Origin of the sequence: Pedobacter sp. UBA5917 (genome assembly GCF_002432345.1) — a bacterium.
Classification (GTDB): domain Bacteria; phylum Bacteroidota; class Bacteroidia; order Sphingobacteriales; family Sphingobacteriaceae; genus Pedobacter.
Window position 1 is genome coordinate 1 of record NZ_DJDT01000236.1, and the last position, 19,271, is coordinate 19,271.

Consider the following 19,271-nt stretch of genomic DNA (forward strand, 5'->3'; position numbering starts at 1 on the left):
TGCAACTGTTTTTTTGATTTCCCTGCACTTGGGATTGACTGGCGTTCTTCGGTAAGACCTATTCGGGTTTTAAAGCAAGTTAGCAAAGCGCCTTAAAAAGATGTGTCCACACGATAGCCTTTTAAGGGGGTAGGGGGATGAAAAATGCGATAGGTTTAAAAAAAATAAATTTATATTATCGCATACTTTATCTAACTTATTCCCAATGAAACAAAGCGCCGGAATTCTACTTTTCAGAAAAACAGATCAGAATATCGAATTTTTTCTTGTACACCCCGGTGGACCTTTTTTCGCTAAAAAAGACCTTGGTTTCTTGACTATTCCCAAAGGCGAATTAAATGAAGATGAAGCACCCTTAACGGCTGCCATCCGCGAATTTGCAGAAGAAACAGGCAAAACCCTGTCTGGTGATTTTATAGAGCTATCGCCGATTGTTCAAAAAGGAGGGAAAAAAGTTTTTTGCTGGGCAATAGCAGGCGATATAGATACCGCAAACATTGTCAGCAATACCTTCGAAATTGAATGGCCGCCCCGCTCAGGCAAAAGGGCAATTTTTGCAGAAGTTGATAAAGCTGCATGGTTTGATTACAACGAAGCCATTAAACACATCAACGAAAAACAGGTTGCCCTGCTGGATGAATTAATTTCGAAACTAAGCCGTTAATTCGAAGTTCGAAATTTCTTTTTCAGCACCGTTGATGATCATGGATAGCTGGTGGTCGCCCAAATGGAATTTTCTTGTGGTAATCAGCACAAATTTTTGTTTGCGCACAATGTTGACATTTGCTCCGGCAGGATAAATGCGCTCCGAAATTTTATATACTTTTTTTGTGTTCTGTCCATTCTGTTTTTTATAGTAAATGGCATATTCCAAACGTACTTTTTGTCCCGTAGGATTTTCATTCAGGATCGAAAATGAAAATTCGAGACTTTCACCAATTTTAATTTCAGGAGTAAGGATTTTAAAATCGGTTAATACAATCCCCTTGTCATCCAGGCCATAATGTTTAAGAATGTCGGCATGACCTTGTTTAAGCAAAGTTCTGCTGCCATGTTTAATAATGACATCCGTTTCGCTACCTAAATTTGACCATTTCTTTGCAATATCCAGCACCACCTGAGGATGATCTTTCGCAATATCGTTTAAGTTGTTGGCCACACTGCGTCGCACATATTCTGATGGATCAGTTTTCAGGTTTTCCAGTATGGGCAAGATAGATGTAGGGTCTTTTTTTAAAAAGGGAATGCCCATGGCCCAAGGCAAACGCGGTCGGCTGCCCTCGCTGGCTAATCGTCTCACTTTATGGCTTTCGTGTAACGACCATTGTTGCATCCTTAAAATCATCTCATTTCCGTATTTTAAGATAAAAGGACGCACAGCAAATTCGCAGCTTACAAACTGTGTTACAAACTCAAGCGCTTCAACAGAAGTTTCGAAATGATTGATGCCGTAGGTTTCGATATAGTCGGGCAGGAACATAAAAGCCAGGCCATCTTCCCCAATTCCTTGCATTCTTAACTGTTCGATCGTTTTTTTAACCAGCTCAATGGTTTGCGGATAGTTTTCCGGTAAGAAATTGTGCAAAACCTTCGAAGTATGTTTCATCCGCTCTTTCAATTCTTTTGATTCAAAATCCGCAGTAAAAATCTCTTTAACGAATTTTTCTTTGTCGAAATTTGGAATGGTAACCGCCAGAACCCTGGCTAAACGATCGTAAAAAGCAGGAGAATATAAATTTTTAAGAGGGCTTGCCATATCTTTGGAACCGTTGGGTATAGTACAGATTTTATGAGACGGCTAATTTACTAATTTTATTAGTATTTCGAAGATGGTTTTATAAAATAATTCTTTTACGATGGTATTTTTACCAATTGTTAAACGATTTCAGCTTTTTCTTTGCCACATTTGTTTATCATAAAAACAACGGAATGAATACTACAAAAATAGGTTGGATCGGCCTGGGTAACATGGGGATCCCAATGGCCGAACAATTGATAAAAGCAGATTATAAGGTTACGGTTTACAACAGGAGCAAAGATAAAGAAGCTTCGTTGATAGAAATGGGTGCGTCGGTTGCCGGAATGCCAAAAAACCTGGTTAACGAAACAGATGTGCTGGTACTGATGGTATCTGATGATGCGGCAATCAACCAGATTTTTAATGGTGCAGATGGTCTTTTCAGCGCCGATATTTCGGATAAAGTGATCATCAACATGAGTACCGTTTCTCCGGCAATTTCGAAAGAAATGGCTGCATTATGCCAGGAGAAAGGCGGACAATATTTAGATGCCCCTGTTTCGGGAAGTGTAAAGCAGGCTGAAACCGGTCAATTGGTGATTATGGTGGGTGGCAATGAAACCGCTTTTGAAAGGGTAAAACCTATCCTCGAAAAAATGGGTAAAATGGCCGTACGTTTAGGTGATATAGGGGCTGGAAATGGTGCAAAACTGGCCATTAATTCGTTATTGGCATTATATACACAAGGTTTGGCTGAAACGGTACTGTTTGCCAATCAACAGGGCATTAAAACCGAAGACCTCCTTAATTTGCTTAATAATGGCGCTATTGCCAATGTTTTTACTAAAATTAAGGGTGATGCTATCATCGCCGATAATTATAAACCTGCTTTTGCCCTTAAACATATTGTAAAGGATTTAAATTTAGCTAAAGCGATAGGTTTGGATTCGCCACTGGCCAAAACTGCATTGAATACTTTTGAGGCTGCATCATCAAAATATGGGGAAGAAGATCTGATTGCCGTGATTAAAGAGGTGAAAGGGTAGAGGTATTTCTGTTAACACTATATCATATAACCATAGGAGATATTAAAGATTTCCTATGGTTATAAGTGTATAACTTAAATGTTTATTAATTATCGATTGGCTCGGACAAGAATTCTAGTAAGTTTTTCTGCATGATGCCTTCCCTGTTTTTCCCGATTATCATATCATTTAGTGTAATAACATATTTTGGATAGTTATCTTCTATTTTTAAAAGATTCCCGAATTCTCTTGTTGCAGTATTTTCAAACTGTATAGTTAGGCAAACTTGTATATATACCTTATCCCCATTTTTTTCTGCTACAAAGTCAATTTCATTATTACCGAGTTTACCAACAAAAACATTGAAGTTCTGTTGTCTCAAATGTAGATAAACAGCGTTTTCCATTAATTTGTGTATATCTGCCAATTGGTCAAAACCCACAATGGCATTTCGCAAGCCCAGGTCTTCAAAATAATATTTTTCTCCTATTTCGAATATTTTCAAACCTCCAACTTCAGAACGTTGTACTTTATGTACAAAAAAAGTGTTGCTTAATGCCCTCAAATAGTTTATGGTTAACTGGGTAGAAATATCTATTTTTTGGGATTTAAGGTATTTACTGATATTATTGGCCGAAAATAAACTGCCTATATTGTCTGCAAGATAAGCTACCAGATTTTCTAAAAAGGAAACATTGCGGATATTCTCTCTAGCCACTACATCTTTTAATAATATTGTAGCGTAAACACTTCTCAAATATTCATAAGGCAGGTTCTCTTGTAGTCCAATATTAGGTAAAAAGGGCATTCCACCATATTTAAGGTAAAGCATGAGAGACTCAGATTTATTTTCAATCTGATGAAACTCAAGAAATTCAAGAAAACTTAAGGCATGGATCTGAAAAATCACGTATCTGCCTGATAAATAAGTTGCAAGTTCGCCCGAAAGCATATTTGCATTACTACCGGTACAATATATATCGCAAATGTTTTTTGCCAGTAAACTGCGTAAAGTCCGTTCAAATTCTTTTATCTCTTGAACTTCATCGATAAAGAAATAGTTGTTTTTATCAGATGGGAATTTGTCTTTGAGATAAGCAGATAAATCTTCGTGCATTTTTATAGATGAAAAATCATCTAGCTCCATGTTTATATATACGATATTGGAATTATTATCCGAAGACCTGATATTTTCCATCAATTGGAGCATCACGTAGCTTTTACCTACACGTCTTTGACCACTAAGTACTTTTATTACCTGCTTATTAATAAACGGAATGATACGGTTAATATAAGTTGGCCTTTCTATGAGTTTCATGTATATCGTATACTTTTGTTAAAAATATAAAGAAATTCATTTATATCATATATTTTTTGTTTTTTTTAATAACAATTAATGTATATATGTTAAAAAATATTCATAGATATGGTAACGTTTTAAACCTTCAATCCACCAAAAGTGCTAATCATAATAATAGCCAGCACAATTAAGGTAATTACCACATAAAGTTTATCCTTTTCCAGGATAAAGGCAAACAGTGAGAATACGATCCGCATAATTGGGGTAATAATCAATAGCAGCACCCCAAATTGGATAATGGCCATGGGTTTAAAGGTGAAAAGCCCCATAAAAATGCCCTTAAAAGTGATAAAATCGCTTTCCTCACCTTTAAAAATATGATAATCGGGCCGGCCTTGCGCTCCGTTTTGCACCAGGAATAATATACCGCCAAATAAAACAATCAAACTGGCTGTAACTACACCAAACCTCAATAGTTTGCCCACGATTTTTTCTACATCGCGGTCCTGTATCAAATGGGTTGAAATAATATTTTTCATTTTATTCTGACTTAAAATTTGTGATGATAACCGTTGTAAATCATTTCGAGGGCAACGAAAGTGATGGCGATACAGAAAATAATTCGTAAAGTGGCCGGATTGATTTTTGTAAGTAATTTGGCGCCGGTAAACGCTCCGCCCAATACACCAAGTACAACCGGGAAAGCTATGCCTGGATCCATATAACCGCGTTGCAGATACACAACGGCGCTGGCAGCTGCGGTAACCCCGATCATAAAGTTACTCGTAGTAGTACTTACTTTAAATGGGATTTTCATTGCGGTATCCATCGCCAATACTTTTAAAGCTCCGGAACCGATTCCCAACAAACCCGACATTACACCGGCCACTGTCATGATCGAAAAACCTGCACCAACATTTTTGAGTTTATAATCAACCTTTCCCGCTGGTGTTGGATAACTGCTGTTGAGTTTTAGTACGGCAGAAAGGTTGCTGCCTTCGGTTAAAGCTTCCTGGTTTTTCTTTCTCAATGTCATGGCAGCAGAAAATAGAAGTACAGCACCAAAAAGTATAGCGATAGTGTTGGTTGGCGTATAAACTGCTATCAATGCGCCAATTACGGCACCTACCGTAGTGGCAATTTCTAAAAACATCCCCAGCCTGATATTGGTAATCCCTTCTTTGATGTAGGCACTTGCCGCACCTGATGAATTGGCTATCGAAGCAAGGAGGGCTGCACCGATGGCATAACGGATATCGACATGGAAAACGAGCGTAAGCAACGGAATAACAACTACTCCGCCCCCGAGTCCGGTTAGCGAGCCCACCAGACCTGCAAGGTAGGCCCCGAGTATTAAAATGAGCGTGAAAGTTAAAATTGACATGATTTAATATTTAATGATTATTGTTCAAAATGCTGGTGGTAATTTCGCGGGCCGCATCGGCTTCGGCGTTAAGTATAGCATTAAACAGTGCCTGGTGTAAATGATGGCTCATAGCGAAATGGGTAATGCCCGATGGTGCACGTTTGGCAAAAAAATCGCGGATAATTACCGTGAAACTTCCATAAAGATCGGCCAGTACATGGTTTCCTGATGCCCTCGCTATAGCTAGATGAAATTCGATATCGGCATTGGTACATGCTGTTCGCAATCCATTTTCAATTGCCGTTTTTCTTTTTTCAAGTGCTTCGGCGATGGCTTTTAAATCGATATCGGTTCTGTTCTGTGTGGCCAAGCGCACAATTTCGTGTTCGAGCAAAGCCCTAACCTGATTAATTTCCCCAAAATCGGAACTGCGTAAACGCTGTTCAATCGGTTCGGAAGAAACTGGATTAACCTTGGTGCCAAAGCCCTGCTGCACGGTGAGGATGCCGGATAAGGTTAACGATTTTATGGCTTCCCTAATAGTAGATCGGCCAACGCCATACAACTCCATTAAGGCAGGCTCCGAAGGAATTTTTTCTCCTACCTTAAACTTGCCCTCTTTAATATCGTTCCTGATTTTAACCGCTATCTGTTCAAAAAGCCTGCTTTCCTGTTTCATTGTTTTTCAATTAACACTTCAAAGATATGATGTTATTTTTAAACATCTGATGTTTTGTGTCTGATCAATATCATTTTCGATATGGTTTATTGGCTGGCCATTCTACCGGTTCATATTTTGAAACTTTGTAATTTTTCTCTAATTTGTTTAAATGGCGATTCGTTTGGTCGCCCGTTTGTTTTTTTTGCATGTACCTCTATCATCCTAACCATGACAATCATTACAAAGCTCAAATCGCTCTTTAAACGTTTTATTGAATTTATTTCGCCTGCAGAAAAATTGCCCAATATAGCCGGAAAGCTGATTGTGGCTTTTGTTGTGGTTTTCCTGTCGGTAATGCATGTACTTTATCTTTATCAGGATATTCCGCCGCTGTACCTGATTGTTTACCTGTTATTTTACATAGCCTGTGGTCTTATTATTTCCATATTGCTGGTGTGGCTGTTAAAGCTGCTCCGTTGCATTCCATCGGCATACCAGGTTGCGATTATATTGGGGTACCTGGCTGCATTTAATTTTTTCCATCTGCCTAAAACCTATGGCTGGTTATTGATTTTTGCAATGATTGTTCTCCCGGTGCTGATCCTTACAGGACTTTACCAATGGAAAAAAGGTAGTTTATTTCCTTTAAAAAATGCAAAACGGATTTTTTGGTTTGCTGTGCTGCTTATTGCCTCCATTGCATTTGTTTGGGGATTTGCTGTTTTTTTAGGGGAGGGAAACAAAGCGGAAGAGGTAGTTGATTATAAAATGAAAGGTAATCTGCCCGTAACACTGGATCTGCCGGATCCATCTTTAAAAGGACCATACCAGACAGCATTTCTAACCTACGGGAGCGGAAAAGATAAATGGCGGAAAGCGTTTAGCGATAGCGTAGATATTAAAACAAAAAGCATTGATGGATCGCGGTTACTTAGCTCGTGGACCGGGGTTTCGGGCAAACTACGCACCATGTATTTTGGTTTCGATCAAAAAGCTTTACCGATGAATGCACTTGTCTGGTATCCTAAGGAAAAAAAAGGGCCACTGCCTTTGGTGATGATCATCCATGGAAATCATGTAGGGCAACAGCCTTCGGATCCGGGTTATACTTTTTTAGGGGAATTGTTTGCCAGCCGCGGTTATATGGTGGTTTCGGTTGATGAGAATTTTCTCAACCTATCCTTAACCGATCTGGATGTTTTTGGCGGTGGGCTAAAAAATGAAAATGCTGCCAGGGCCTGGTTGCTTTTAAAACACCTGGAGCTTTTACGCAATTGGAACAATACGGCCGGAAATGTTTTTTATAAAAAGATAGATATGGATAAGATTGCCATTATCGGCCATTCGAGGGGGGGCGAGGCGGTAACCCATGCAGCGGTGTTCAATAAGCTTCACCATTATCCGGATGATGCCAGAGAGGTATTTAATTTTAATTTCAATATCGGTGCGGTTGTGGCCATTGCCCCTGTTGATGGTCAGTATAAGCCGGGTGGAACTTTAACAGTTGCGAAGGATATCAACTATTTTGTAATCCAGGGGGCGCTCGATATGGATATGCAAACTTATGGCGGTTTGGCCACAATGAAAAGAATCGAATTCTCACCTGTGTTTAATGGCTTTAAGGCCGGTCTTTATCTGAGTGCGGCCAATCATGGTCAGTTTAATTCGGTATGGGGCAGGAGGGATGATACCGGTCCGGGAATTAACCGGTTTAATTTAAAACAGCTGATGACACAGCAGGAACAGCAAAAGATATTAAGCGTATACATCAGTTCATTTCTGGAAACCACACTTCAGGGTAAAACAGATTATAAACCACTTTTTATGGATGCACGTTCTGGTAGAAACTGGTTACCCAAAAAGATTTATATGAACCAGTTTGAACCGGCCCAAAGAACGGTACTGGCCAATTTCGACGAAGATGTGGATGTTAATTCGGCAACTATTGGTGGCGGCCGGATTACCACAAGTGGTTTACGCGAATGGAAAGAGCAACAGAATAAATTTTTATGGGGATTACAGGTTACAAAAGCAGTTTATCTCGGATGGGACAGTGTAAAAACAAAACATCAGCCTGGTTTCTTTTCGCTCAGTTTATCGGCGCCGGTTTCCCTATCCGGCAAAATGGTAAGTTTTTCTTTGGCGCAGGGGAAAGAAAATAGCGGTAAGGCAAAGCCCATCAACTTTACCATTGTGCTCGAAGATGGTAAAAAACACCGGTTTTCTTTTCCACTTAGCAGCTGTGCTTATTTACAGCCACAGGTAGCCAAAAACCTGAGTAAGTTTAACCTGTTTAACGATTACCCGAATTCGGAAGCTGTACCGGATTTTTTCTATTTTGATGTAGCTAAAATTTTAGGTGTACATACACCATTTCAGCTTAACGATCTCCGTAATATTAAGTTTGTATTTGATAAAACTGTTTCCGGGGATATTATTCTGGATGACCTTTCACTCATCAATAAACCATAACAGATAATTGCTGTTGAGTAAGTTTTATCCCTTATTCAACAGCAATTTGCACTAACCGAGGTAAGTTTCCTTTAACATTAACGACCAGGGATTGTGAATGAATTTTTCGTTAAATATTTTATCCAGCTGTATATCGTGTTCCGACCTCAGGGTTGAGCTGGGTTCGAGATAGGAGAGTAGCAGTTCTGCAGGGATCCGTTCGGATAAACCCGGATACATACGCCTGAACAACCGTGTTTTATTTTCGATATTCTGCATCCTGAACAGGATATTCCTGTTGTTCGCATCAGCCATTGCATTGCGCAGAAGGTAAAAATTGAATAACGAATCGAGCGCAGGGTACCAGTTGCAGCCCTCTTCAAGCTCTTTCTTATCAATGATAAATACAATGGTATCCTCAATGGCCAACAGGTTAAAAGTATGGTCGGTAAAGCTAAAATTATCACATATATATATGCTCCCAGGTTTACCCAGCCAAATATTGGCCTGTTCGGCATCCCTGTTCAATAAAAAACCATTCACCAGGCCATCGGCTATGATGATGATATTGCCGTTTGCAGCAGTACTGTTCGGCCTGAAAAGAGGTTGCCCTTTTTGAATGGTGAAAAAAGCGGTATGCCTATACAGAAAACGGAGTGCCGCCCTATCTTTCACCCGGTCTAATAAAGGAAGAAAAACCTTATAAAAGTATTTAATATAAGCTACATCCATGTTAATTTAGTTAAGTGGTTTCGTATCATAGTTATTTTGGTTTATTGTTTGTTATTCGGTATTATTAAGCCCACATTTCAATCCCCGCATCATGTACATAGTTTAAAACGTTTTAGTTTTTTAGCCTATGGCCATTTTATAAAATATATATACAACCTTTTATCAGATTAGTTTTTACTAAGTTCAATATCTGAAATTAATTTCCCTCTGATCTTCGTCAACCCTTATCTTGATCTTTCTCATTTTTAATAAAAACATCAGTTTTTCATCATTTTTAGCGCTTTTATATCCGTTATAATAATATTGTTGCCCGCTTTTTCTATCAACCCTTCCTTTGTAAAATCGCCCAGTACACGGCTTAAGGTTTCAGTTGCAATACCTACCAAACAGGCAAGGTCGTACCGGGGGAGGATAAATCTGCCATTATCATCATCCAGGCTATGCTTGGTAAGACCGATGATGGCATTGGCAATCCGCTTGCGTACCGAGTAATAAGCGATGTTTAACAGTTTTTCATCGCGGTTGTTCAGTGTCTGGGCAAGATCTTTTGCAAAAACAGCAAATATTTCAGGGTAATCTGTAATTAAATGCTGCACATCGTTAAACGGAATGGTCAATATCTCTGCACTGTCAATAGTTTCGGCAATTTCTTTGTTTTCGGTACCAAGCAATGTTCCCTGAAGACCAAAATATTCGTGCGGACCATAAATGCCGGTAATCAATACATTGCCCGCTGTATCTGCTACATAAGTTTTTATCTTCCCTGATACAATATAATGAAGGCCCAGCGCCCGTCTTTCCCCCCTGTAATAAAGTACCTGGTTTTTTTTAAAGTGCCTTGGCAAACTTCCTTCAAACCTCGATCGTAACCATGATAAATCATCCTTACTGTTATGTATATTCCTTAACTGGGTATGTTGTTTTAAAAATAATTCGTGCTGTAATCTTTTTTTTCTCAGCCTAACCTCAACCTGGTTAAGCAGTTCCCCATCATCAAAAGGGTTCATCAGATAGCCATCGGCGCCAAGTTCCATCACCCTGCGGGCAAGATCGTAGTCTTTGTTGTTCAGTAGCATAATAAAATTTATCCCTGCAGTTTCCGTAAACTTGTTAATTACCTGTAATACCCCTAAACCATCTATTTCGTTAACATTAACGCCCGAAATGATGATATCTACAGGCGTTGTCCTGATCATCTCTATCGCCTGCTTTCCACTGTTTGTTGATTTTACATTGTATTTTGCGATAGTAAGTATTTCTGTGATTTTTATCCTTAAATCAAAATCCTCGAGTATAATCAAGACTTTAGATCCCTCCATTTAAATTATATGTTTAACCCTAAGGACAATCATTGTCATTTGAATAAGTAAAAAGGTATTAACCCTTATTTCCGGATCCTGTTTTTATCTGATCAATATTTATGCTGCAAGCTTGGCCGGTGACGCTGGAAAAAGAAGAAGGATGATTGGGAATAATATAAGAAGCTGCAGAACTTAAAAATAATTTACTGGGGTTATATGCACCTTTTGGAGGACAAAACCTGACAAAATCGGTGCATATGGGGATGCGGTGATGTAATAAACTGAAAATTTTCATTTATGAATATGTAGTTAAATCGACCTGCAGGTGCCAAATTATTAGGCAAGCAAGATCGGGAGCAAAAAACATCTTGATTAGAAAGGAGACCATACTAACTGGCCTATCAAAAAAACTATGGGTTTTTTTAATGGGGGATTCCAAGAAAAACATTTCCTTTAGGTTTTAATAGGGATTAATAGACAAACTTCCAATAAAAATGATGATAAATATGCATAAATAGATTGATAATTGTCAAATTAATTATTGATTGTAATTAAAAAGCTCAAATTAAGCAGCCACAGTTATTTTTTAAGTATGGCGCTTAATTTGAAAATGCCGTTTTTTCGTATGGGCAGCTGGAGGTATTCTAATGCCTAATCAACTTTTTGCTCAGTTTTAAGTAATATGATACTTCTGTGCTCGGTTGGCGAGTAATAGATATTGAAAGATGGCGTACTCCCGATAAAAACAACAGGACTGTTTAATTTTGTAGGACAAGAATGCTGTTCCGCCCCTAAATCTTTAGAACTGTTTAAGCAGTTTTGGATACGGTTATCAATCCGGTTAACAACCATAAAAGTGGTTAATACGCAGCAGGAAGCAAACAGGTGAAACGATAAGTAGCTGAACTGGAACATCCTGATGTGAAAAAGGATAATCCAGAGCGCCATTAAAAGCATCAATGAAATGCCGATCAATAGCAGTGATGTTCCGGTTTGTTCGTAGTTGATCAATGCAGGCGAAAAAGCAAATGGTAATATCCCGAGAAGAAAAGCCAGGTTCCGGGCACGTTTTTCTGTAGTTGTATCGAAAACCCAGAAATGGATAATAAAACCCAGCGTAATGAGAAAAGGCAAAAAGATCAAAAAACTTGATGTTTCCCAGTGTGATAGGCCTCTTTGTGAGGATATCAGGTCGCCAATATCATCAAAATTGAGGATTTCGATATTAAAACTGGTAAAAAAATAATATTCACCAAAGCCTATAAGCAGCACAAGGTAAATGATTGTTAATATCAGGTATCTGATAAACAATCCATAGATGGAGTTCATTTTAGCTGTCATCTTAAATGGATAAGGCAGTAAAATGTAACCCGTAAATAGAAATAGGTAACATAAGGATAGATTTAGCTCCAAATTTGATCAGCTATTGCCGGATTTCCTTTGATGGAAATTAAGGTGATTGGTGATTGTTATCAAAATGGGATAATTTACCAAATATGTATTATGCAATCGATTTTCTATCCTGCAGTAACTTGTTGCCCTGGCTAACCGATGAAAGATTGGTACAAGCTTGCCCTCGCCGAAGGCTTCTCTCGTGCGGTCATCTCGAGTTAGATCTCTCCCTGCCCGAAGCAGGCGGGCATTCCATTTCGTTTCAGTCGAGATGACTATTTTTTTTTGAGCGTATATTATCGATATTCATTCATATTTAATTTATTTTTCTCATAATCAGCTTGTTGTGAATTTTTAACAAAAATAATAATCCTAATATTTGTATCGTACGAAAAACATCGTACCTTTAAAATATGAAAAGTATACAAGCTGAAAATCATCTGCCCGAACCAACCAAAGCTGAACTTGAAATCCTTCAGGTATTATGGGAATTTGGACCGAGTACCGTTCGGTTTGTAAACGATAAACTGAACGAACAAAGAGAGGTTAATTATACTTCAACTTTGAAACAGATGCAGATTTTAGCCGAAAAAGGAATTTTAAAACGTGATGAGAGCCAAATGAAACACATTTATATTCCGGTAGAGGCAGAAGAGAAAACCAAGGTTCAGTTGTTAGACCGTTTCGTAAGCACATTGTACAAAGGTTCTGCTTCGCAATTGATGATGCAGCTTTTGGGTAACGAAAAAACATCGAAACAGGAAATAGAAGAGATTAAGCGGCTATTGGATAGCATGGACTAATTAATAACAACAGATTCTACAAAGAACCACAATTATGGAATTCAAATTAATTAACCTTTTGCCCGAAAACTGGCTTCATGCCCTGGGTGCTACCTTGTTCCATTCGTTATGGCTTGGGGTAATTTTAGCGTTATTTGCCGGTTTGGTGATGTTTACCACCCGTAAGGCGAGCGCAACTTTACGTTATAACCTGCTTACCCTATGTTTAGGACTTTTTGTTATCGCAATTGGTTCTGCTTTTTATATAGAACTTCAAGCACCCGTTTATCCTGCACAATCGCAGGTAGTACACCAAACAGGGATTAACCTGCCCGAGGCCATAACAAATCAACCGGGCGTTACCAATGTACAGCAGGATATGTATTCGGGTATTAGCAAAATCCTCTCACTGTGGAATGCTTATGCTTATCAGATTGTTTTGGTTTGGTTCCTGATCATCTGTGGAAAAAGTATCCAGTTAATGGTAGGTTTAAATGGTGTTTACCATCTACGCAGGCATAAAACTTATGCGGCAGGTAAAAAATGGGACGAAAAACTTAACCAACTTGCTGCAAAACTGGGTTTAACCCAAGAGGTTAAGCTGGTGCAATCGGGTATTGCACAGGTGCCCATGGTAGTAGGACATTTTAAACCCTTAATCCTCATTCCAATAGGATTGATCAATGGTTTGTCTAATGCCGAAGTAGAGGCCATCCTCTCTCACGAATTGGCACACATCAAACGTAAAGATTACCTGGTAAATGTGTTACAGAGTTTTATCGAAATTGTATTCTTCTTTAACCCGGCGGTACTTTGGGTATCGCAATTAATAAAAACAGAACGCGAACATTGCTGCGATGATTTGGCCATTGCCTGTGTTAACGATCGTAAAAACTATGTTCAGGCCCTTATCGTGTGCCAGGAATTTAAGCAGCGTGCACCTGCTTATGCCATGGCGGTTACGGGCAGGAAAGGTAGCCTGCTGCACAGAGCGAGCAGGATGTTATTCAACACCAATTCAACTTTAAACAAAATGGAAAAAACAATATTAACCATCGCCCTGGTATCGGTAGTGGTTTGTACTGCCGCTTTTAAAAGTGTGGGCAGTGCAAAAACAGTTACCAAAAAAGAAATAGCCAGTACTATTGTGGCTTTGCAGGATACTACCAGGAAAAAGAAAACTGTAGAAAAAAAATCAGGTGATCAACTGGAAAAAGAGATCAACGAAAAAATGGACCGCCAACTAAAACAGTTGGATGAAAAAAAGAAAACTAGCGAAAATGCAGCGGATGTAAAAGCAAGAATTGCAGACCAAAAAGCACGTGAAGCCGATATGCAGGCAGTAAAACAAGATGCAAAAGCCAGGGAAGAAGATGCTAAGGCAAGAATTGAAAATGAAAGGCTAAGAAGGGAAGATGAGAAGTTTGCAAAAGAGGATGCTAAATTGGCTGCCGAAAATGCAAAATGGGCCAAGGAAGATGCCAAGTGGGCAAAAGAAGATGAGAAATGGGCAAAAGAGGATGAAAAATGGGCAAAGGAGGATGAGAAGTGGGCCCAGGAGAATAAGGATAGTAAAAATGTCCGCGCACCTAGGCCACCACGTCCACCACGCCCGGCGAGAGCTCCAAGAGCACCAAGAGCCGCCGTTGCAGTACCTGCCGTACCGGCAAGCCCAGCTACGCCTCCACCCCCCCCAACTCCGCCCACTCCTCCGGCTTATAGCGGAACTACAAGCACAAAAACAGGTTCGGAACGCAGAGTTACCACAAAAACGGTAACCAATGGCGACGGACATGATTATACAGACGAAATCAATCAGCAATTGATGAGCGACCATATCATCAGTAGCACCAACAAACTTTCTTACAAGCTTAATAAAGACGAACTGGTTGTAAACGGTGTGAAACAAAGTACCGACGTTCAGCAAAAATATAAAAAGAGGTTTTTAAAAAATGACGGACATTCGCTGATGTACAATTTCCAGATCGAAAACAACAAAAATTAATTTTCTAAAAAGCGCTAATCCAATCCCACACATGAAATTTACACTCATGGCTTTTTTAGCCGTATGGATGAATATTGCCCTTACTTTTGCTCAAGCCCAACCACCAACATCCAGAATTTATGGCCGTGTATTGGATGCAGAAGGAAAGAACATCGAGTTTGCTACTGTAGCCCTGCTTAAAGATTCGGTATTAAATAAAACCAGTTTTACGGAGAAAGACGGATTATTCAGTTTTGATAAGCTGGCTTATGGGAAATACCTGATTAAAATATCGGTGGTAGGATCGCCTATTTACAAAACAGACACACTGGTTTTAGATGCCACCCATGCGGTTATTGCGCTATCGGATATTGAAATCAGTACCGGAGGAACCAATTTAAAAGAGGTTAATATTTCTGGTCAGAAAGCGTTTGTAGAACGGAAAATAGACCGGACTGTTGTAAATGTTGATGCACTGATTTCTAATGCAGGAACAACTGCTTTGGATGTGTTGAGTAAATCGCCAGGGGTAAATGTAGATCAGAACGGGGCAATTTCGCTCAAAGGCAAAAATGGGGTGGCTATTTTTATCGATGATAAACCAACTTACCTGTCGGGTGGGGATCTGGAAAACTACCTGCGTTCGTTGCCTTCCTCTTCGCTCGATCAGATTGAACTGATGACCAATCCGCCTGCCAAATACGATGCCGCAGGAAATGGCGGGGTGATCAATATCAAAACCAAGAAAACGAAATCTGCCGGGTTTAACGGAGGGATTAATTTAAGCCTGAACCAGGGCCAGCTTAGCCGATCGAACAATAGTTTTAACTTTAACTACCGGAAAGATAAAATCAATGTTTTTGGGAATTTGAGTTACAACCTGAACAATAGTTTTACTGATCTGGACCTGAACAGGAAATATAAGAATAACGACGGTAGTGCCAAATCCTACTTTAATCAGAACTCTTACTTCCGCAGGCATGGCAATACGTTTAATTTAAAAACCGGACTTGATTATTATGCTTCCGATAAAACCACCTGGGGCGTTGTGCTTACCGGAATGAACCGTATTTCTAAACAGGTAAACAACAATACCAGTAATTTATCAAACGCATCGATGCAGCTCGATTCGGTAATCAGGGCCGAAAATATCGACCAGATCAAATATCAGAATGCCGGTGTGAATTTAAATTACAGGCATAAATTTAAACAAGCAGGAAGGGAGCTGACCTTTGATGCGGATTACCTGCTTTATCGAAACCGCACAGATCAGACTTATTACAATTTTAGTTACCTGCCCAGCGGAACATTAAAATACCAGGACATTTTAATGGGTAACCTGCCTTCCAATATCGATATCTACACGGCTAAAATTGATTATTCGCACCCGCTGGAAAATAAATGGAAAATTGATGCAGGCGCTAAAACGGCCTACACCAAAACAGATAACATTGCCGATTATTTTAACACGGCAGGTGGAAAAACGAGTGCCGATTACGAAAAAAGCAATCACTTTTTGTATGAGGAAAATATCAATGCAGCTTATCTGAACATGAGCCGTGAAGGGAAAAGGTTTTCGCTCCAGGTGGGTTTGAGGTACGAAAATACGGTATCAAACGGTCATCAGTTAGGGAACCTGATCAAACCCGATTCGAGTTTTAAAAGAACCTACAATAGTTTGTTCCCAACGGTTTATTTCTCTTATAAACTGGATTCGGCAGGGAATAACGAAATAGGCTTAAATTATGGACGGAGGATCGACCGCCCGTATTACCAGGACCTTAACCCGTTCTTTTCACCATTGGATAAGTTTACCTATTATGTTGGTAATCCTTTCTTGAAGCCATCATTTACGCAGAGTATTGAGCTTTCGCATACTTTTAAGAATAAAATTACCACCATTTTCGGTTATAGTTGGGTAAAAGATGAGGTGAACGAAACCATCGAAATTGTAGATGGAACCTACTATAGCCGACCGGCCAATGTAGGCAAAACTACCGTTGCAAATGTTTCGGTAAATGCAGATATCGATTTTACAAAATGGCTTAAACTGAACGCTTATGTGGAGTATGCAAAAATAGTTTCGAAAACAGATTTTTATACGGGGTTTCTGGTTACTAATGGAAGTTATTTAAGGGCCAATCCTAATTTGCAGTTTAAAATCAGCCCAACGTGGAATGCAGAGGTAAACATGCGTTATCAGAGTAAACTATCTAACGTACAGTTTTTATTGGGCGAAGTACACGAATTTGGTGCAGCAGTACAGAAAAAACTTTCGCCGAAAAGCACTTTGAAATTAACGGCTAACGATATTTTCAGAACAAGGGTATACAATGGAATAATCAATAACCTGGCGGCAACAGAGGCGAACTGGGTTAACCGGCAAGATTCGCGATCGGTTGTGCTAAGTTATAGTTACCGTTTTGGTAAGGCATTTTCTACGCCATCCAAGCACGAATCTTCGGGTGCAGATGCAGAGAAAAACAGGGTGAAGAATTAATGCGTTGGTCGGGATTTGCAATCCCGACCTGTGAACTTTGGATTTATAATCCATATTTACTGGTCTTAGCGTCCCGCTAAGACCTTTTATTTTTAGCCACGGAGACTCAGAAAGCACGGATAAGTTTTGATTGTTGTTCGCTCAACCACCATCGATAAATTAAAATAAAACGGCTCGTCATCTCGAACGAAACGCAGTGTAGCGGAGAGATCTATCTCGAGATAGATTTAGCTTGGCTGAGCCTTCGGGTTCTCGACTACGCTTTGCTCCGCTCGAAATGACGGTGTCTTTTGAGGGTGTACGCATTAACTTCCAATAAATTCTCCCCTGAATGGCAATGACTACACAAACTGGTTCAACAGCAACACGCCTACAAGCCCCAATATAGAAACCAAACTTTCCATCATCGTCCAGGTGCGGAAAGTTTCTTTTAGGCTCAGGTTAAAGTATTCCTTAAACATCCAGAAACCGGTGTCGTTTACGTGCGAGAACATCAAACTTCCGGCACCTACGGATAAAACCATTAACTCTGGTGGAGCACTCGGGGCAATGAGGGGTAATACCATTCCTGATGCGGTTAATGCTGCTACCGTAGCCGAACCTAAAGTTACGCGGAGTGATGCGGTGATTAACCAAGCCAGCAATAGTGGCGATAAATTTAGGCCTCCTGTAAGCTGTTTTACCGTTTCACCCATGCCGCTGTCGATCAAAATCTGCTTAAATGCACCACCAGCTGCAATAATCAAAATAATCATCGCGATGCTTTTAACACCTTCTGCACAAGATTCCATTGCTTTTGAAATGCTTGTTTTCTGGACAGCTAATGCAATGCCAACCGAAATTAAAAGTGCTGCGGTAGGGTCGGCCAGAAATATGAATAAGGGTTTGCCAAAATAATCTGTTTTAAAACTGCTTCCTATTGTTCCGGCGATGATTAAAAATACAGGTAAAAGGGCGGTAATAAAACTCCTTGAAGCCGAGGGTAGATTTTCTTCCTCATCGATTTTGAAATCCGAGATTCCTGCAGTTTGGTCACGTTTAATAATCAACCTTGGGAAATAAATCCCCGCAATAATCGCAATTGGAATGCTTAAAGTGAGTCCATAAATTAATGTTTTACCGATATCGGCATGGAAAATTCCCGCTAAAGCCACCGGACCAGGGTGCGGGGGCAAAAAACCATGTGTTACCGAAAGTGCAGTTGCCATCGGGATGCCAATGTAGAGTTTAGAAATGCCTGTAGTGGCCGAAATAGCGAATACCAAGGGAATCAGAACCACAAAACCTGCGTTGTAAAATAAGGGAATGCCTACCAATAAACCGGTTAATAACACAGCCCATTGAATATTTTTTTTACCAAAAGCCCTGATCAGGATAAAAACGATCTTTTTTGCTGAGCCACTGTCTTCAATCAGTTTACCCATCATGGCACCAAGCGCCAAAACCATTACCATGCTGCCCAAGGTACTGCCAATGCCGTTGCTGATGGAAGTCATCACTTTGGTAGCCGGCATTCCCAATAATAAGCCGGTTATTATAGCCACGGCAATTAGGGCAATCATCGGGTTGATCTTTTTTAAAATCAATATAAAAAGCAGCAGGATACCGAAAAGTAGGATAAGTAATGACATTTGGTTAGGGATATTAGGTTTATGTTTTTTACCACAGATGCACAAGGATAAACACCGATTTTAATGTGCGCCTGCATTTATGCATAATTTTATCTTTGGCACACAGTGTTTATTTTTTAACGGTAATGGTTCTGCCAGTAACGAGGTTAAATTCGTAAACCCGGTACAGGCCATCGTCATTAATTTCTATGCTTTCTACCAGGCCTGTTTTGCTGAATGTATCGGTTACCATGTCCCCGATTTTTACATCCTGAAGAATATCGCTTGGCGTATCGCTGTTTAATCTGATCATAGTGGTAAAAGTATCGAAATTTGCTTAAATAATGGAGAATGGGATAGAAATGACCAATTATCAATTTTCAATAACCAATCGCGACCGCCTGATGCAACCTTAATGTCCTTAATTTC

16 protein-coding genes are annotated in these 19,271 nt (G+C 39.7%); 6 read left to right on the top strand and 10 right to left on the bottom strand.

The window, feature by feature from the left end; translation table 11 throughout:
• The first annotated feature begins 205 nt into the window (after positions 1-205).
• Positions 206-664, top strand: coding sequence for an NUDIX domain-containing protein (locus tag B2V92_RS15700; protein ID WP_293309803.1), 459 nt, complete (start codon positions 206-208; stop codon positions 662-664).
• On the opposite strand, the gene B2V92_RS15705 is transcribed toward B2V92_RS15700, so the two are convergent.
• Positions 653-1,756: a DNA alkylation repair protein gene (locus B2V92_RS15705; RefSeq protein WP_293309805.1), complete on the bottom strand. Its 1,104-nt coding sequence runs from the start codon at positions 1,754-1,756 to the stop codon at positions 653-655. The genes B2V92_RS15700 and B2V92_RS15705 overlap by 12 nt on opposite strands.
• Before the next feature lie 173 nt (positions 1,757-1,929).
• Here B2V92_RS15705 and B2V92_RS15710 point away from each other — a divergent pair, with 173 nt between their 5' ends.
• Positions 1,930-2,784, top strand: coding sequence for an NAD(P)-dependent oxidoreductase (locus tag B2V92_RS15710; RefSeq protein WP_293309807.1), 855 nt, complete (start codon positions 1,930-1,932; stop codon positions 2,782-2,784).
• 85 nt (positions 2,785-2,869) lie between these two features.
• Here the strand turns inward: B2V92_RS15710 and B2V92_RS15715 are convergent, their stop codons facing one another.
• The 4 genes from B2V92_RS15715 to B2V92_RS15730 form a co-directional block, all read right to left on the bottom strand.
• Positions 2,870-4,081 carry an ATP-binding protein gene (locus B2V92_RS15715; RefSeq protein WP_293309809.1) on the bottom strand — a complete coding sequence of 404 codons (1,212 nt, stop codon included), beginning with the start codon at positions 4,079-4,081 and terminating at the stop codon, positions 2,870-2,872.
• A 119-nt stretch (positions 4,082-4,200) separates the two neighbouring features.
• Positions 4,201-4,602, bottom strand: a complete 402-nt coding sequence (locus B2V92_RS15720) for a DUF1634 domain-containing protein (RefSeq protein ID WP_293309811.1) — start codon at positions 4,600-4,602, stop codon at positions 4,201-4,203.
• Between the two features lie 11 nt (positions 4,603-4,613).
• Positions 4,614-5,447, bottom strand: coding sequence for a sulfite exporter TauE/SafE family protein (locus B2V92_RS15725; protein ID WP_293309813.1), 834 nt, complete (start codon positions 5,445-5,447; stop codon positions 4,614-4,616).
• A 10-nt stretch (positions 5,448-5,457) separates the two neighbouring features.
• On the bottom strand, positions 5,458-6,108 hold the full coding sequence (locus B2V92_RS15730) for a FadR/GntR family transcriptional regulator (RefSeq protein WP_293309815.1): 651 nt from the start codon (positions 6,106-6,108) through the stop codon (positions 5,458-5,460).
• Positions 6,109-6,318: 210 nt separating this feature from the next.
• Here B2V92_RS15730 and B2V92_RS15735 point away from each other — a divergent pair, with 210 nt between their 5' ends.
• Positions 6,319-8,562, top strand: a complete 2,244-nt coding sequence (locus tag B2V92_RS15735; protein ID WP_293309817.1) for a chlorophyllase/cutinase-like alpha/beta fold protein — start codon at positions 6,319-6,321, stop codon at positions 8,560-8,562.
• A gap of 51 nt (positions 8,563-8,613) precedes the next feature.
• Here the strand turns inward: B2V92_RS15735 and B2V92_RS15740 are convergent, their stop codons facing one another.
• From B2V92_RS15740 to B2V92_RS15750, 3 genes are all read right to left on the bottom strand, one after another.
• A complete protein-coding gene (locus tag B2V92_RS15740) occupies positions 8,614-9,273 on the bottom strand; it encodes a hypothetical protein (RefSeq protein ID WP_293309819.1) in 660 nt (219 codons plus the stop codon).
• Positions 9,274-9,530: 257 nt separating this feature from the next.
• The gene (locus B2V92_RS15745) at positions 9,531-10,592 is read right to left on the bottom strand and encodes a response regulator (protein WP_293309821.1); all 1,062 of its coding nucleotides are present in this window, start codon (positions 10,590-10,592) and stop codon (positions 9,531-9,533) included.
• Between the two features lie 633 nt (positions 10,593-11,225).
• Positions 11,226-11,903 (bottom strand): hypothetical protein, encoded by a 678-nt coding sequence (locus tag B2V92_RS15750; protein ID WP_293309823.1) that lies wholly within the window; start codon positions 11,901-11,903, stop codon positions 11,226-11,228.
• Between the two features lie 476 nt (positions 11,904-12,379).
• Between B2V92_RS15750 and B2V92_RS15755 the strand changes: the two genes are divergently transcribed.
• The 3 genes from B2V92_RS15755 to B2V92_RS15765 are packed head-to-tail and all read left to right on the top strand — an operon-like array spanning position 12,380 to position 17,232.
• Positions 12,380-12,769, top strand: a complete 390-nt coding sequence (locus B2V92_RS15755; protein ID WP_293309825.1) for a BlaI/MecI/CopY family transcriptional regulator — start codon at positions 12,380-12,382, stop codon at positions 12,767-12,769.
• A gap of 34 nt (positions 12,770-12,803) precedes the next feature.
• A complete protein-coding gene (locus tag B2V92_RS15760; RefSeq protein WP_293309827.1) occupies positions 12,804-14,753 on the top strand; it encodes a M56 family metallopeptidase in 1,950 nt (649 codons plus the stop codon).
• 31 nt (positions 14,754-14,784) lie between these two features.
• Complete coding sequence (locus B2V92_RS15765; RefSeq protein WP_293309829.1) at positions 14,785-17,232, top strand: TonB-dependent receptor domain-containing protein; 2,448 nt, start codon at positions 14,785-14,787, stop codon at positions 17,230-17,232.
• Positions 17,233-17,573: 341 nt separating this feature from the next.
• Here B2V92_RS15765 and B2V92_RS15770 read toward each other — a convergent pair whose 3' ends face one another.
• Positions 17,574-18,863 carry a gluconate:H+ symporter gene (locus B2V92_RS15770; RefSeq protein WP_293309831.1) on the bottom strand — a complete coding sequence of 430 codons (1,290 nt, stop codon included), beginning with the start codon at positions 18,861-18,863 and terminating at the stop codon, positions 17,574-17,576.
• A 109-nt stretch (positions 18,864-18,972) separates the two neighbouring features.
• A complete protein-coding gene (locus tag B2V92_RS15775) occupies positions 18,973-19,155 on the bottom strand; it encodes a hypothetical protein (RefSeq protein ID WP_293309833.1) in 183 nt (60 codons plus the stop codon).
• Between the last annotated feature and the right edge of the window lie 116 nt (positions 19,156-19,271).